This is a genomic window from Streptomyces sp. NPDC093109 (assembly GCF_040701725.1).
GTDB lineage: Bacteria > Actinomycetota > Actinomycetes > Streptomycetales > Streptomycetaceae > Streptomyces.
In genome coordinates, this window is sequence record NZ_JBFBEZ010000048.1 from 20,765 (window position 1) to 35,070 (window position 14,306).

Annotated in this window: 12 protein-coding genes; 2 read left to right on the forward strand and 10 right to left on the reverse strand. The window is 72.8% G+C overall.

Annotated elements, in window-relative coordinates; translation table 11 throughout:
• Positions 1 to 89: 89 nt before the first annotated feature.
• The 5 genes from AB0389_RS32210 to AB0389_RS32230 all read right to left on the reverse strand — a co-directional run bounded on the left by AB0389_RS32210 (position 90) and on the right by AB0389_RS32230 (position 6,889).
• On the reverse strand, positions 90 to 713 hold the full coding sequence (locus tag AB0389_RS32210) for a GntR family transcriptional regulator (RefSeq protein ID WP_366399070.1): 624 nt from the start codon (positions 711 to 713) through the stop codon (positions 90 to 92).
• A gap of 120 nt (positions 714 to 833) precedes the next feature.
• Positions 834 to 2,633 carry a 2-oxoglutarate dehydrogenase, E2 component, dihydrolipoamide succinyltransferase gene (gene sucB, locus AB0389_RS32215; RefSeq protein ID WP_366399071.1) on the reverse strand — a complete coding sequence of 600 codons (1,800 nt, stop codon included), beginning with the start codon at positions 2,631 to 2,633 and terminating at the stop codon, positions 834 to 836.
• Positions 2,634 to 2,729: 96 nt separating this feature from the next.
• Complete coding sequence (lpdA, locus tag AB0389_RS32220; protein ID WP_366399072.1) at positions 2,730 to 4,118, reverse strand: dihydrolipoyl dehydrogenase; 1,389 nt, start codon at positions 4,116 to 4,118, stop codon at positions 2,730 to 2,732.
• 257 nt (positions 4,119 to 4,375) lie between these two features.
• Positions 4,376 to 5,893 carry a leucyl aminopeptidase gene (locus AB0389_RS32225; RefSeq protein ID WP_366399073.1) on the reverse strand — a complete coding sequence of 506 codons (1,518 nt, stop codon included), beginning with the start codon at positions 5,891 to 5,893 and terminating at the stop codon, positions 4,376 to 4,378.
• Positions 5,894 to 6,115: 222 nt separating this feature from the next.
• Entirely contained in the window at positions 6,116 to 6,889 is a 774-nt protein-coding gene (locus tag AB0389_RS32230; RefSeq protein ID WP_366399074.1) for an adenosylcobinamide-GDP ribazoletransferase, read from the reverse strand.
• Between the two features lie 118 nt (positions 6,890 to 7,007).
• Here AB0389_RS32230 and AB0389_RS32235 point away from each other — a divergent pair, with 118 nt between their 5' ends.
• The gene (locus tag AB0389_RS32235; protein WP_366399075.1) at positions 7,008 to 7,766 is read left to right on the forward strand and encodes a hypothetical protein; all 759 of its coding nucleotides are present in this window, start codon (positions 7,008 to 7,010) and stop codon (positions 7,764 to 7,766) included.
• Here the strand turns inward: AB0389_RS32235 and AB0389_RS32240 are convergent.
• From AB0389_RS32240 to AB0389_RS32255, 4 genes are all read right to left on the reverse strand, one after another.
• Positions 7,712 to 8,410 (reverse strand): hypothetical protein, encoded by a 699-nt coding sequence (locus tag AB0389_RS32240; RefSeq protein WP_366399076.1) that lies wholly within the window; start codon positions 8,408 to 8,410, stop codon positions 7,712 to 7,714. The two genes, AB0389_RS32235 and AB0389_RS32240, sit on opposite strands and share 55 nt — an antisense overlap.
• Entirely contained in the window at positions 8,407 to 10,236 is a 1,830-nt protein-coding gene (locus tag AB0389_RS32245) for a phosphatidylglycerol lysyltransferase domain-containing protein (protein WP_366399077.1), read from the reverse strand. Before AB0389_RS32245 ends, AB0389_RS32240 begins: the two co-directional genes overlap by 4 nt.
• 82 nt (positions 10,237 to 10,318) lie before the next feature.
• Positions 10,319 to 11,407, reverse strand: coding sequence for a nicotinate-nucleotide--dimethylbenzimidazole phosphoribosyltransferase (gene cobT, locus AB0389_RS32250; protein ID WP_366399078.1), 1,089 nt, complete (start codon positions 11,405 to 11,407; stop codon positions 10,319 to 10,321).
• 82 nt (positions 11,408 to 11,489) lie between these two features.
• Complete coding sequence (locus tag AB0389_RS32255) at positions 11,490 to 12,731, reverse strand: bifunctional adenosylcobinamide kinase/adenosylcobinamide-phosphate guanylyltransferase (RefSeq protein ID WP_366399079.1); 1,242 nt, start codon at positions 12,729 to 12,731, stop codon at positions 11,490 to 11,492.
• A gap of 93 nt (positions 12,732 to 12,824) precedes the next feature.
• On the opposite strand from AB0389_RS32255, the gene AB0389_RS32260 reads away from it, so the two are divergent.
• A complete protein-coding gene (locus tag AB0389_RS32260) occupies positions 12,825 to 13,034 on the forward strand; it encodes a hypothetical protein (RefSeq protein ID WP_366399080.1) in 210 nt (69 codons plus the stop codon).
• A gap of 126 nt (positions 13,035 to 13,160) precedes the next feature.
• Here AB0389_RS32260 and AB0389_RS32265 read toward each other — a convergent pair whose 3' ends face one another.
• Complete coding sequence (locus AB0389_RS32265; protein ID WP_366399081.1) at positions 13,161 to 14,252, reverse strand: trypsin-like peptidase domain-containing protein; 1,092 nt, start codon at positions 14,250 to 14,252, stop codon at positions 13,161 to 13,163.
• Positions 14,253 to 14,306: the final 54 nt, after the last annotated feature.

The window sequence follows — 14,306 nt, forward strand, 5'->3', positions numbered from 1 at the left end:
AAAACTTGTCGAACTCAAGGAATTGGCATCCCGTGCCGTGATAGTGGGCACCGAGTGACGTTCGAAAATTCATGACAAACCGGCTCGGATCAGGCGCGCGGTGCGCATCCGAGCACATGGTCCTTCACCAGTGCGCCAATGGCCGGGTCCCGCCGGCGGAACGCCTCGACCAGCTCCTGGTGCTCCTCCGCGTACGACTTCTGTACGGTCCCCAGCCAGCGGATCGACAGCGCGGTGAAGACCTCGATGCCGAGCCCCTCCCAGGTATGCAGCAGGACGCCGTTCCCCGCCGCCCGCACCAGCTCCCGGTGGAAGCCCACCGTGTGCCGCACCTGCGCCGTGCCGTCGGCCAGCCGGTCCGCCGTGTACAGCGCGGTCACATGCGGCTCCAGCGCGGAGCAGTCGGCGGCCAGCCGCCCGGCCGCCAGCTCGGCCGCGATCTGCTCCAGACCCGCCCGGACCGGATAGCTCTCCTCCAGATCGGCCGCGGTCAGATTCCGTACCCGTACGCCCTTGTTCGGCGCCGATTCGATCAGCCGCAGGCTCTCCAGCTCGCGCAGCGCCTCCCGTACGGGGGTCTGGCTGACCTGCAGCTCGGTCGCGATCCGCCGCTCGACGATGCGCTCGCCCGGCTTCCAGCGACCGCTGACGATCCCCTCCACGATGTGCTCGCGGATCTGTTCGCGCAGCGAGTGGACGACGGGCGCGGTCATGAAAGGGCTCCTCGGGGTCAGCGGTCGATGGACAACGATACGGCGACGCCCCCGCCCGGAGGAGATTCCGGGCGGGGGCGTCGTTGCCGTACGGCGTGCCCAGGGCGTTGTGGATGAGCCCTACAGGCCGAGTTCGACCTCGAACTCGCCCGCTTCGAGGATCGCCTTGACCGCGCTCAGGTAGCGGGCGGCGTCGGCGCCGTCCACCAGACGGTGGTCGTAGGAGAGTGCGAGATATGTCATGTCGCGCACCGCGATGGTCTCGCCGAGGTCCGGGTGGTTGATGACCACGGGACGCCTGACGGTGGCACCGATGCCCAGGATGGCGACCTGGTTCGGCGGCACGATGACCGTGTCGAAGAGCGCGCCGCGCGAACCGGTGTTGCTGATGGTGAAGGTCGCGCCGGCCAGGTCGTCCGGGGTGATCTTGCTCGCCCGGACGGCGGCGGCCAGCTCGGCGGTCTTCTTGGAGATGCCGGCGATGTTCAGGTCGCCCGCGCCCTTGATGACCGGCGTCATCAGACCCTTCTCGGAGTCCACGGCGATGCCGATGTTCTCCGAGTCGAAGTACGTAATGGTGCCCTCGTCCTCGTTGATCCGGGCGTTGATGACCGGGTGGGCCTTCAGCGCCTGGGCCGCCGCCTTGACGAAGAACGGCATCGGGGACAGCTTGACGCCCTCACGGGCGGCGAAGGAGTCCTTCGCCTGCGCGCGCAGCCGCATCAGCTTGGTGATGTCCACCTCGACCACGGAGGTCAGCTGGGCCTGCGTGTGCAGCGCCTTCATCATGTTCTCGCCGATGACCTTGCGCATGCGGGTCATCTTGACGGTCTGCCCGCGCAGCGGGGACGCCTCCAGCTTCGGCGCCTTCGACGCGGCGGCGGGAGCCGGCGCGGCGGCCGGGGCCTGCGCCTTGGCGGCGGCGGCCTTGGCGGCCTCCGCTGCCGTGATGACGTCCTGCTTGCGGATCCGGCCACCGACGCCGGTGCCCTTGACCGTGCTCAGGTCGATCGCGTTCTCCGACGCGAGCTTCCTGACCAGCGGCGTGACGTACGCGCCGTCGTCACCGGAGGTCGCGGCCGGAGCCGGCGCCGGGGTGACCGGAGCCGGAGCGACCGGCGCGGGCGCCGGTACGGGGGCGGGCGCGGCCGGAGCCACCGGCGCGGGGGCCGGAGCGGCCACCGGAGCCGGAGCGGCCACCGGAGCCGCCTGGACCGGCGCGGGGGCCGGAGCAGCCGGAGCCGGAGCGGCTACGGGAGCCGGAGCGGGAGCGGCCGGAGCCGCACCCGGAGCGCCGATGACGGCGAGCTTCGCGCCGACCTCGGCGGTCTCGTCCTCGCCGACCACGATCTCCAGCAGCACACCGGCGACCGGGGCGGGGATCTCGGTGTCGACCTTGTCCGTGGAGACCTCAAGCAGCGGCTCGTCCTCCGCGACCTCCTCGCCGACCTCCTTCAGCCAGCGGGTGACGGTGCCCTCGGTGACCGACTCGCCCAGCGCGGGCAGCGTGACATCGGTACCGGTGGCGCCACCCGCCGGAGCGGCGGCAGCGGCGGCGGGCGCGGGCTCGGCGACGGGCGCCGGAGCCGCGGGGGCCTCGGCGACAGGAGCCGGGGCCGGAGCGGCGGCAGGGGCAGGGGTGGGCTCGGCGACGGGAGCCGGCGCGGCGGCCGGGGCCCCCGTACCGTCGTCGATGATCGCCAGCTCGGCACCGACCTCGACGGTCTCGTCCTCGGCCACCTTGATGGAGGCCAGAACGCCGGCGACGGGCGCCGGGATCTCGGTGTCGACCTTGTCGGTGGAGACCTCGAGCAGCGGCTCGTCGGCCTCGACGCGCTCGCCCTCGGCCTTCAGCCAGCGGGTGACAGTGCCCTCGGTGACGCTCTCGCCGAGCGCCGGCAGGGTTACGGAAACCGCCATGGTTTCAGTTGCTCCTAACGGTGGGGTCTCCCCAGCTCGCGCGGAGCGCCGAGCGAGGGGAAGTGCGGAAGTGGTCGTCGCGCCCGGACTGAAGCATCAGTCGTGGGAGTGGAGGGGCTTGCCGGCCAGGGCCAGGTGGGCCTCGCCGAGCGCCTCGTTCTGGGTCGGGTGGGCGTGGATGAGCTGCGCGACCTCGGCCGGCAGAGCCTCCCAGTTGTAGATCAGCTGCGCTTCGCCGACCTGCTCGCCCATACGGTCACCGACCATGTGGACGCCGACCACGGCGCCGTCCTTCACCTGGACGAGCTTGATCTCGCCGGCGGTCTTGAGGATCTTGCTCTTGCCGTTGCCCGCGAGGTTGTACTTGAGGGCGACGACCTTGTCCGCGCCGTAGATCTCCTTGGCCTTCGCCTCGGTGATGCCGACGGAGGCGACCTCGGGGTGGCAGTAGGTCACCCGGGGCACGCCGTCGTAGTCGATCGGAACGGTCTTCAGACCGGCCAGCCGCTCGGCGACCAGGATGCCCTCGGCGAAGCCGACGTGCGCGAGCTGGAGGGTCGGGACGAGGTCACCGACGGCGGAGATCGTCTCCACGTTCGTCCGCATGTACTCGTCGACGACCACGTAACCGCGGTCCATCGCGACGCCCTGCTCCTCGTACCCGAGGCCCGCCGAGACCGGGCCGCGGCCGATCGCGACCAGCAGCACCTCCGCCTCGAAGGTCTTGCCGTCGGCCAGCGTCACGCGGACGCCGGTCTCCGTGTACTCGGCCTTGTCGAAGAACGTGCCCAGGTTGAACTTGATGCCGCGCTTGCGGAAGGCGCGCTCCAGCAGCTTGGAGCTGTTCTCGTCCTCCAGCGGCGCGAGGTGCTTGAGACCCTCGACGATCGTCACGTCCGTACCGAAGGACTTCCACGCCGAGGCGAACTCGACGCCGATGACGCCGCCGCCCAGGATGATCGCGGACTCCGGGACGCGGTTCAGCGTCAGCGCGTGGTCGGACGAGATGATCCGGTCGCCGTCGATCACCAGACCCGGCAGCGACTTCGGTACGGAACCGGTCGCGAGGAGGACGTGACGGCCCTGGACCTGCTGCCCGTTCACCTCCACGGACGTCGGCGACGACAGCCGGCCCTCGCCCTCGATGTACGTCACCTTGCGGGAGGCGACGAGCCCCTGGAGGCCCTTGTACAGGCCCGAGACGACCTCGTCCTTGTACTTGTGGACACCGGCGATGTCGATGCCCTCGAAGGTGGCCTTGACACCGAACTGCGCGCTCTCGCGCGCCTGGTCGGCGACCTCGCCCGCGTGCAGCAGGGCCTTGGTGGGGATGCAGCCGTTGTGCAGGCAGGTGCCGCCCAGCTTGTTCTTCTCGATCAGTGCGACGTCCAGGCCCAGCTGCGCTCCGCGCAGCGCCGCGGCGTAACCGCCGCTACCGCCGCCGAGGATCACTAGGTCGAAAACGGTGCTGGCGTCGTTCGCCACGTCACGTCCTCCATGCATGTGCGCCGGGCGCGGTCCGCTGACCGGGCGGCGGCTTGTCTTCGGCCGCTATGTCTTCGGCCCTGTGGTGGGGGCCCTGTCCTGCCGGTTACCCATCTTTGCACGCGCCGAGGTGGGACGGGGTCGGGGGTGTCCAGGGGCACAAGGCCCCACTCGCCCCCTCACCCGCCCACATCGGACCCCCGGCACGTGACAAACACACCCGTACCCGGGACGGACCCGGACCCGGTCCGCCGCGGCTACGCCGCGAAGCGCTCGGCCAGCTTCACCAGCGTGCGGATCGAGGAGCCCGTGCCGCCCTTCGGGGTGTAGCCGTACGGCGCGCCCTCGTGGAAGGCCGGGCCCGCGATGTCCAGGTGGGCCCAGGTGATGCCCTCGCCGACGAACTCCTTCAGGAAGAGCCCGGCTACCAGGCCGCCGCCCATCCGCTCGCCGATGTTCGCCAGGTCGGCCGTCGGGGACTCCATGCCCTTGCGCAGCTCGGACGGGAGGGGCATGGGCCAGGACGCCTCGCCCGCCTCCTCGGCGATCTCGTGCAGGGAGGTGCGGAACGCCTCGTCGTTCGCCATGATGCCGAACGTACGGTTGCCCAGCGCCAGCATCATCGCGCCGGTGAGGGTCGCCACGTCGACGATCGCGTCCGGGTTCTCCTCCGAGGCGCGGGTCAGCGCGTCGGCGAGGACGAGACGGCCCTCGGCGTCGGTGTTGAGGACCTCGACGGTCTTGCCGCTGTACATGTGCAGGACGTCGCCGGGGCGGGTGGCGGAGCCCGACGGCATGTTCTCGGCGAGGGCGAGCCAGCCGGTGACGTTGACGCGCAGGCCGAGCCGGGCGGCGGTCACGACCGTGGCGAACACCGCGGCGGCGCCGGCCATGTCGCACTTCATGGTCTCGTTGTGACCGGCGGGCTTCAGCGAGATGCCGCCCGAGTCGTAGGTGATGCCCTTGCCGACCAGGGCGAGGGTCTTGACCGCGTCGGGGTGCGTGTAGGCGAGCCTGACCAGGCGCGGCGGGTTCTCCGAGCCCTGGCCGACGCCGATGATGCCGCCGTAGCCGCCCTTGGCGAGTGCCTTCTCGTCGAGGACCTGCACCTTGATGCCGTTCTCCTTGCCGGCGGCGGTGGCCACGGCGGCGAAGGACTCGGGGGTGAGGTCGTTCGGCGGGGTGTTGACGAGGTCACGGGCGCGGTTGACCTCCTCGGCCAGCGCGATCGCACGGTCCGCGGCGGCCTTGTGGGCCTTGTCGCGCGGCTTGGTGCCGAGCAGGGCGACCTCGGCGAGCGGCTGCTTCGGGCCCTCGCCCTTCTTCGTCTTCTTCCCGCCGCCCTGGTACGCGGTGAAGGCGTACGCGCCGAGGAGGGCGCCCTCGGCGATCGCCTCGACATCCACGGTCGCCTCGATGGGGAGCGCGAACGCGGCCTTCTTCACGCCCGAGAGGGCGCGCGCGGCCACACCGGCGGCGCGGCGCAGCGTCTCGGCGCCGTACGTCTCGTCCTTGTCCGGTACGGAACCGAGCCCGACCGCGAGGACGACCGGGGCCTTGAGCCCGGCCGGGGAGGGCAGCTTCGTCACCTCGCCCTCGGCTCCCGTGGCGCCGAGGGTCTCCAGGACGGTGGCCAGCTTTCCGTCGAACGCCTGGTCCACGGCCTCGGAACCCGGCGTCGTCACCGGACCCTTGGTGCCCTTCGCGACGCCGACGACGATCGCGTCGGCGCGCAGCGTCGCCGCGCCGGAGGTGCTGAGAGTGAGAGCAGTCACGGTGGTGAAATCTCGCTTCCGTTGAGTTCTTCGGTGGTCGAGGGGTGGGCCGACCGAGCCCGCCGCATCGTAACGACCGGGCCGCGCGCGGCCCGGTCGGAGTGGCGGGAACGAGCCTACGCTGAGTGATATACGTCGCTCACCGGGGCGGCGGTTCACGGTCCCGTGGGCGCCTTCTCCGTGTTTGCGCGCCCCGCGCGGCCCCACGGGCCGATGATCTTGTCAGCCAAGTGTGAGCGCGACCAGGGCGCCGGTCGCCGCCGTCTCCGCGAGCGCGCCGAAGACATCGCCGGTGACCCCGCCGAAGCGGCGCACGCAGTGCCGCAGCAGCAACTGGGCGCAGGCCAGGGCCGCGAGGACGGCCAGTGCGTGGTGGACGGCGCCGGCCGGCCCGAAGGGCGCCCCGGCCGCCGCCCCGGCCGCGCAGGCGAGCACCGCGGCCGACGCCGCGATCCTTACGGATACGGTGCCGGCCACCGCGGCGCCGAGACCGTCGGGCCTGGCCGGCGGTACGCCCGTACGGCAGGCCAGGGTGAGCGCGACCCTGGCCGTCACCCCGGCCAGGACGACACCGGCCGTGCCGTGCGCCCCGCCCTCGCCGTACAGCGCGGCCACCGCGGCGACCTGGCCGAGCAGCACCAGCAGCAGGGTGATCACCCCGAAGGGACCGATGTCGGACCGCTTCATGATCCGCAGCGCGTCCTCGGCCGGCCTGCCGCTGCCCAGACCGTCCGCCGTGTCGGCGAGCCCGTCGAGGTGCAGCCCCCGGGTGAGGACGGCGGGCACGGCGACGGCGGCGACGGCCGCGAGGAGCGGGGTCGCGCCCGCGAGCAGGAACAGCCCGCCCACGGCCGCCGCCGCGCCGCCCACGACCAGCCCGGCGGCCGGCGCCCACAGCATTCCGGCGCGCGCGGCGGTCCGGTCCCAGCGCGTCACCCGGACGGGCAGCACGGTGAGGGTGCCGAACGCGAAGCGGGGGCCGTCGGTGGTGCTCATCGCGCGAGCCTACGACGAGCGGGCCGGGCGCCCGCCCCCAGGAGCGGAGCGGCAACGCGGTCCAAATTGGCGGATACTCTGCGAAATCCCCATATTCATCCGCTCGGAAGCAGATCGCATGGGCCACTGGTTTCACCAGAACATCGTCGAACCGGGCAAGCTCCCCACCCTGCTCGCCCTCGCCTCCTTCGTGCTGAGCTTCCTCCTGGTCCGTACGATCACCCGCCTCATCCGCGCCGGGAAGGGGCCGTTCCGCAACATCACGCCGGGCGGGATGCACATCCACCATGTGGTGCCCGGCGTGATCCTCACCGTGATCGGCGGGTTCGGCGCCGTCGGCAGCGGCCGGCACGGCGTCGGGGCCGCCGTCTGCGCGGTGATCTTCGGGACCGGCGCCGGGCTCGTCCTCGACGAGTTCGCGCTGATCCTGCACCTCCACGACGTCTACTGGACCGAGCAGGGCCGGCAGAGCGTGGAGGCCGTCATCCTGGCCGCCGCGCTCGCGCTCCTGGTCCTCAGCGGCTTCTCACCGCTGGACGTCGGGCAGCTCTCGCAGGAGGAGCGGCAGGGCCGCGTCTCGGCGGTCGCGACGCTGCTGGTCAACTTCGTGTTCGTACTCATCACCCTGCTGAAGGGCAAGCCGCGCATGGCGCTCGTCGGCACGCTCGTGCCCTTCGTCGCGCTCATCGGCGCGATCCGGCTGGCCAGGCCGGCGTCCCCGTACGCCCGCCGCCTCTACCGCCGCCGCCCCAGGGCACGGGCCAGGGCCGCCCTGCGCGTGTACCGCAGGGACAGGCGCTGGGCCGGTCCCCGCCGCAGGATTCAGGACTGGATCGGCGGCACGCCCGACGACGAGCCCCCGCTGCCGCCGCGCTGAAGGCGGGAGCGGACGGCACAGACCACGGCCACCGCCGCCACGGCCGCCAGATGCTCCCGGCCCGCCAGGTTGTCCTTGACGACGCACTCGACGACCAGCGCGGCCACCAGCACCGAGCCCGTCCACCACGCGCGGTGGCGCCAGCACAGGTAGACGCCGAGCCCCACGACCGCCGCCGAGGGGCCGGTGTCGACGATCACGGCGTCCGAGGCGGGCAGCCCGACGAAGGACTTCGGGCCCAGCGCGATACCCACCCGCGCGTAGAGCGTCCCCGCCAGCGTCGCCACATACGCGACCAGCAGCGTCCGCCACCGGCCCAGACATATCTCCGCCAGCCCGAACACCACCAGGATCTGCCCCAGCGCGCCCCACACCGGCAGATCCAGCGCCGGTACGTACAGCGACAGGGGAGTACGCAGCAGAGCCGCCCCGAGCGGGTCCTCGGCCCGCACCGCGCCCAGGTCCATCACCGCCCGGTAGCCCCACGACTGGTTCTGTACGAACTGGAACAGCCCCGTCAGAGACACCGCCGCGAGCGTCATCGGCAGGGCGCGCGGGCCCCGCGCGGAGAGCGCGGCCCGTACGGTACGGAGTATCGGCCCCCACTCGCGGCGCGCGATCTCACGCGGTCGCGCACCGTTCACCGGCGGCTCTCCAGCCGCCGGCGGTGCAGCCACCTGGGCAGACCCGGCGCTTCGAGGAAGCCCTCGGCGCGGCCCGCGGACACCCCGATGCGCAGCAGATCCGCACTCTTCTCGAACAGCATGAACCGCGGCTCCCAGATCGGCCGGTACTTGGCGTTGGCGCGGTAGAGCGACTCGATCTGCCACCAGCGGGAGAAGAAGCTCAGCAGCGAACGCCACAGCCGGAGCACCGGCCCCGCGCCCAGTTTCGCGCCACGTTCGAAGACGGACCGGAACATCGCGAAGTTGAGCGACACCTGAGTGACCCCGATCTCCCTCGCGTGCTGGAGCAGTTCGATGACCATGAACTCCATCAGGCCGTTCTCGCTGTCCCGGTCACGGCGCATCAGGTCAAGCGAGAGCCCCTCGGGACCCCACGGCACAAAGCTCAGCACGGCCTTCAGCTCGCCCGTGCCGGGGCCCTCAGGACCGTTCTCCCGGCATTCGAGCATCACGCAGCGGCCGTCGTCCGGATCGCCGAGCCGGCCGAGCGCCATCGAGAAGCCGCGCTCCGTCGCTCCGTCGCGCCAGTCGTCGGCACGGCGCAGCAGCTCCGCCATCTCGTCGGCGGGGATGTCCTCGTGGCGCCGGACCCGGACCTGGTAACCGGCCCGCGCGACCCGGTTGTACGCCTGCCGTACGGTCCGCATCGCACGCCCCTCCAGCGTGAATTCGGCCGTCTCCACGATCGCCTCGTCACCCAGCTCCAGCGCGTCCAGCCCGTGCCGGGCGTAGACCGTGCCGGCCTCCTCGCTCGCGCCCATGACGGCCGGCGTCCAGCCGTGCTCCCGGGCCTCGGCCAGCCACGCGTCGATCGCGCCCGGCCACGCCTCCGGATCGCCGATCGGATCGCCGGACGCCAGCGAGACCCCGCCGACGACCCGGTAGGTGACGGCGGACTTGCCGCTCGGCGACCACATGACGCTCTTCTCGCGGCGCAGCGCGAAGTAGCCGAGGGAGTCGCGCTCGCCGTACTTGTCGAGCAGGACGCGCAGCCGCGCCTCGTCCTCCTCGGTCAGCGGATCGACCGCCCGGCGCGAGCGGAACGCCGCGTACAGCACGGCGAGCAGCAGCAGCGTGGAGAGCACGTTGATGGAGACGTTGACCCAGCCGGGCGTGGAGATGTGCGGGAACCGGTCGCTGTCCGTCAGCCAGATCAGCCGCAGCGCGCCGTACTGCCAGCGCTCCAGGAAGGTCGTGGCGCCGTGCCCGGTGTTGGTGACCGTGACGAGCAGCCCGGCCAGCAGCGAGGCCGTCAGCAGCCCGCCGGCGGCCACGGCGGCGGCCAGCTTCGGATTGGACCGGTCGCCCTTGGCGTAGAACTCCCGCCGGCCCGCCACCAGCGAGACCACGAAGGCGGCGGTCAGCGCGAACGAGACCCAGTTCTGCGGATAGTGCCGGATCTCCGGCAGGAGCATCACGAGGCAGAGCAGCAGCAGGAAGAGCCCGGACATGACGATGTTGAGGATCCACGCCGCGCGCTTGCGGCGCCGCATGGTGATCGCCAGGAAGAGCGTGAAGGCGCCCGACGCGAAGCCCGCCGTGAGCAGGTACGGGGTGAAGAAGTTGTTGATGTTGTGCCGCCGCACGTCCTGCCCGAAGGAGACCCAGACGGCGCCCAGGAAGTTCAGGAACGCGGCGGCGCGCAGATACCAGACGGCGAACGCCGCGCACCGCCGCGTACGTACGGAGCTGCCGCCCGGGGCGGGACCCCGGCCGGGAACGCTGGCCCGGTCCGGGGCGAGGCCCCGGCCCGGTCGGTCGGCAGGCAACTGAACTTCTCCCATGAAACACGATCATATGGGGCATCGCGCTCCGTGCTGGGAGACGGATTGGCGTGGCCGCGGGGAGCGTGGCCACGCCCGATGCCTACTCGGCGGCGGCGGGTTCCGTGGTGTCGGGCTCCGGCTCGGCCGCCTTCTCCGGCAGCTCCGCCGCCAGCGCGGCGGCGGCCCGCACGAGAGGAAGCGCGAGCAGCGCCCCGGACCCTTCCCCCACAGTGACGCCCTGGTCCAGCAGAGGGTTGAGCGCCATCCGGTCCAGCGCCTTCGCCTGCGCCGGCTCGCCGCTCAGCTGGCCCGCCAGCCACCAGTCGGGCGCCCGGAACGCCGCCCGCTGTCCCACCAGCGCGCACGCCGCCGAGACCACCCCGTCCAGGATCACCGGCATCCGCCGGACCGCGCTCTGCAGCAGGAAGCCCGTCATCGCGGCCAGATCCGCGCCGCCGACCGCCGCCAGCAGCTCCAGCTGGTCCCCGAGGACCGGCCGCGCCCGGCGCAGCGCGTCCCGTACCGCCGCGCACTTACGCATCCACGCCAGATCGTCGATGCCCGCGCCGCCGCGCCCGGTGACCACCGAGGCGTCCGTACCGCAGAGCGCCGCGATCAGGGTGGCCGCCGCCGTGGTGCCGCCGACGCTCAGATCGCCCAGGACCACCAGATCCGTACCGGAGTCGGCCTCCTCGTCCGCGATCGCCATGCCGAGCCTGACGGCCATCTCCGCCTCCGTGGCGGTCAGCGCGTCCTCGATGTCGATCCGCCCGCTGCCGCGCCGCACCCGGTGGCGTACCACCTCGTCGGGCAGCAGCGCGGGATCGCAGTCAAGACCGGCGTCCACGATCCGTACGGGCACATCCGCCAGCCGGGCCAGCACCGCGACGGGGCTCTCGCCCTCCAGCGCGGCCCGCACCAGCAGATGCGCGGAGCCCGCGGGACGGCCCGACACATCGAGGGAGGCCACGCCGTGGTCCCCGGCGAACAGCACCACCCGCGGCTGCTTCAGGGCCTTGACCGGTACGGCGCCCTGCGCGGCGGCCAGCCACTCGCCCAGCTCGTCGAGGCGCCCGAGCGACCCGGGCGGCACGGTCAGCCGCTCCCGGCGTTCCTCGGCGTCACGCCGCGTACCGCTGTCGGGGCGCTCGATCAGATCGGAGAAGTCGTCGAGATTAAGCGAACTCATCCGCCGACAGTACCGTCCCGTTCACGGTGTCCTCCCGGGACGGGGGCGGCAGTTGCGCGGACCGCGGCCCGCCCCCTGCGCCTCACCCCCGCAGCGGCAGCGCCTGCCCCGCCACGACCAGCAGCACCTGCTCGCACTCCGCCGCCACCGCCGCGTTCAGCCGGCCCAGTTCGTCGCGGAAACGGCGGCCCGAGAGCGTCGCCGGGACCACCCCGCCGCCCACCTCGTTGGTCACCGCGACCACCGTGCGGCCGGTCTCCCGTACCGCGCGCGCCAGTTCGCCCGTCCGCTCCCGCAGCGCCTCCTCGCCGCCCGCCGCCCACGCGCCGTCGTCCCAGGCGTTCACCCGGTCCATGGCGTCCGTCAGCCACAGCGACAGGCAGTCGATCAGCAGCGGCGGCCCGTCCACGCGCAGCAGCGGTACGAGATCGCAGGTCTCCGCAGTCCGCCAGGAGGCCGGCCGGCGCTCGCGGTGCAGCCGGACCCGCGCGTCCCACTCCTGGTCGCCGTCGCGCCCGCCGCCCGTCGCCACGTACAGCACGTCGGGGAACGCGGCGAGCCGACGCTCCGCCTCCCAGGACTTCCCGGAGCGCGCCCCGCCGGTCACCAGCGTGCGGCGCGGCACCTCGGGCACGGGGTGGTACGCGCCGACCGTCAGCGTCGTCCCGTCCGGCACGGCCCGCGCGCCCGCCGCCGCCAGCCGCCGGTCCAGCTCGGCGCCGGGCGGCACGTCATGGTCCAGATGGACGGCGACGAGATCGGTGGCGGGACCGATCGCCCCGGCCGCCCGCAGCCGGGCCACCGCGTCGGGACGCCCGGTGACATCCGCGGCGACCATGTCGTACGGGGCGGTCGCGGCCGGCGGCGGCCCGCCCCGGCCATGGCCGTTGCCCCCGGCCGACGGCACCCCGGCGGGCGCGCCGCCCGGCGGCAGGTACAGCAGCCGCTCGCCGCCGGGCGCGGTTACCTCGTACCCGGTGCCCGGCGCGTCCATCGGCACCGCCCGCACCCGGTGCCCGCCCAGCAGCGTCAGCACCCGGCCGTCCGCCACCCGGCCCGCGGTGGGCAGCCCGGCGGGCAGCTCCACGGCGGGACCGTCGTGCGGATGGGTGAGCAGCACCTGCCGCACCCCGGCGAGCGAGTGCCCGGCGCGGGCGGCGGCGAGCGGCGCCCCCGGGGTCAGGTCGAGCAGCAGGACGCCGTCCACCAGCAGCGAGGTGGCGGCGCGGGCCCGGGTACCGCGGGCGGTCGCGCACGCGGCGCACGGGCAGTCGGGGCGGGGGAGTCCGGCGGGGGCTCCGGTGCCGAGCAGAGTCAGTTCCACGGTGACGATCCTCCCGCGTCACCGCTCAGGGTGCGCGCCCGGCTACGCTGCGGGCAGGAAATCGATCAGTTCCGCGGGATCCGGGAGGCGCACATGGCGTGGACGTGGCGGTTCGAGAAGGCCGACGGGACGGAGGTCCCCCCGGCGGTGGAGCCGGAGGAGTTCACCACGCAGGGGGACGCCGAGTCGTGGGTCGGCGAGGCGTGGAAGGACCTGCTGAGCGGGGGCGCCGAGCAGGTGACCCTCTTCGAGGACGGCAGCAAGATCTACGGTCCGATGAGCCTGCGCGCCGAGGAAGGCTGACGGGGGCGGACTCCCTCGGGCAGTCGGGAACGGCGCCCGCGCACCCCACCGTACGACGGGGTGCGCGGGCGCCGTCCCGCGTTCCGGGCCGTCATATCCCGCCGGGCAGTGCATCCCGCCGGGCCGTCACATCTCGCCGAGCGTCGCCTCGACCGTCCTCGCCGACCCCGACCGGGTGAACGTCACCTTGACCCGCTGCCCGGGACGGTCCGCCGCGAGCAGCTCGGAGAGCGACTCGATCGAGGTCACCGCCGCGCCGTCCACCTTCGTGATGATGTCGCCGGCCCCGATCCCCGCCCCGGCCGCCGCGCCGCCCGGCACGGTCTCGACGACCGCGACGCCGGACGGCTGGAGGTCGGCGCCCAGGACCGTACGGCCCGTGATGCCCAGGGCGGCCCGGCCCGAGTCGGTGACCTTGCCGTTCTTGATGATCTGGTCCGCGACCGTCTTCACCATGGAGACGGGGATGGCGAAGCCGATCCCGGGCGCCGCGCCGCTGCCCAGCTGCGGATCGGCCGCGGCGAGCGTCGGGATGCCGACCACCCGGCTGTCCAGATCGACCAGCGCGCCCCCGCTGTTGCCCGGGTTGATCGCGGCCGACGTCTGCACCATGTTGGGGATCGTGGCGCCCGTACCGCCACCCGTCGAACCCTCGCTGACGGTCCGTCCGACGGCCGAGACGATGCCCTGCGTGACGCTGCCGGAGAGCCCCAGCGGCGACCCCATCGCCAGCACGATCTGCCCCACCGCGACCTTCGCCGTGTCACCGAACTTCGCGGCCCGCAGCCCGCTCGGCACCGAGTCGAGCTTGATGACGGCGAGATCCTGCTGCGGATAGCTGGAGACGAGCGTCGCCTTCAGCGGCTGCTCGCTGTTGGCCACCGTCACCGTGAACGTCCGCTGCCGGTCCACCACATGGGCGTTGGTGACGATATGGCCCTGCGCGTCGTAGACGATGCCCGAGCCCAGGCTGTCCCCCGACTCGATCTGCACGACCGACGGCAGTACGTTCTTGATCACCGTCTCGTAGGCGGTCTGGAGATCGCTGCCCGCCCGCCGCTCGACCCCGGCGGCCGGCGTGCTGCTGCCGGACAGCGACGTACCGGAGCCCGGGGCGGCGGTGCCTGAGCAGCCGCCCACCAGTGCGACCAGGCAGGTCGCGGCGGTCAGGGACAGCGGGATCCGGCGCGCGGAGCGACGGCGAAGAGAAGCAGTCATGCCCGGAGTATCCCGTTTGTCCCCGAGGTGCGGCCTGCGATACGCCGCCGATCA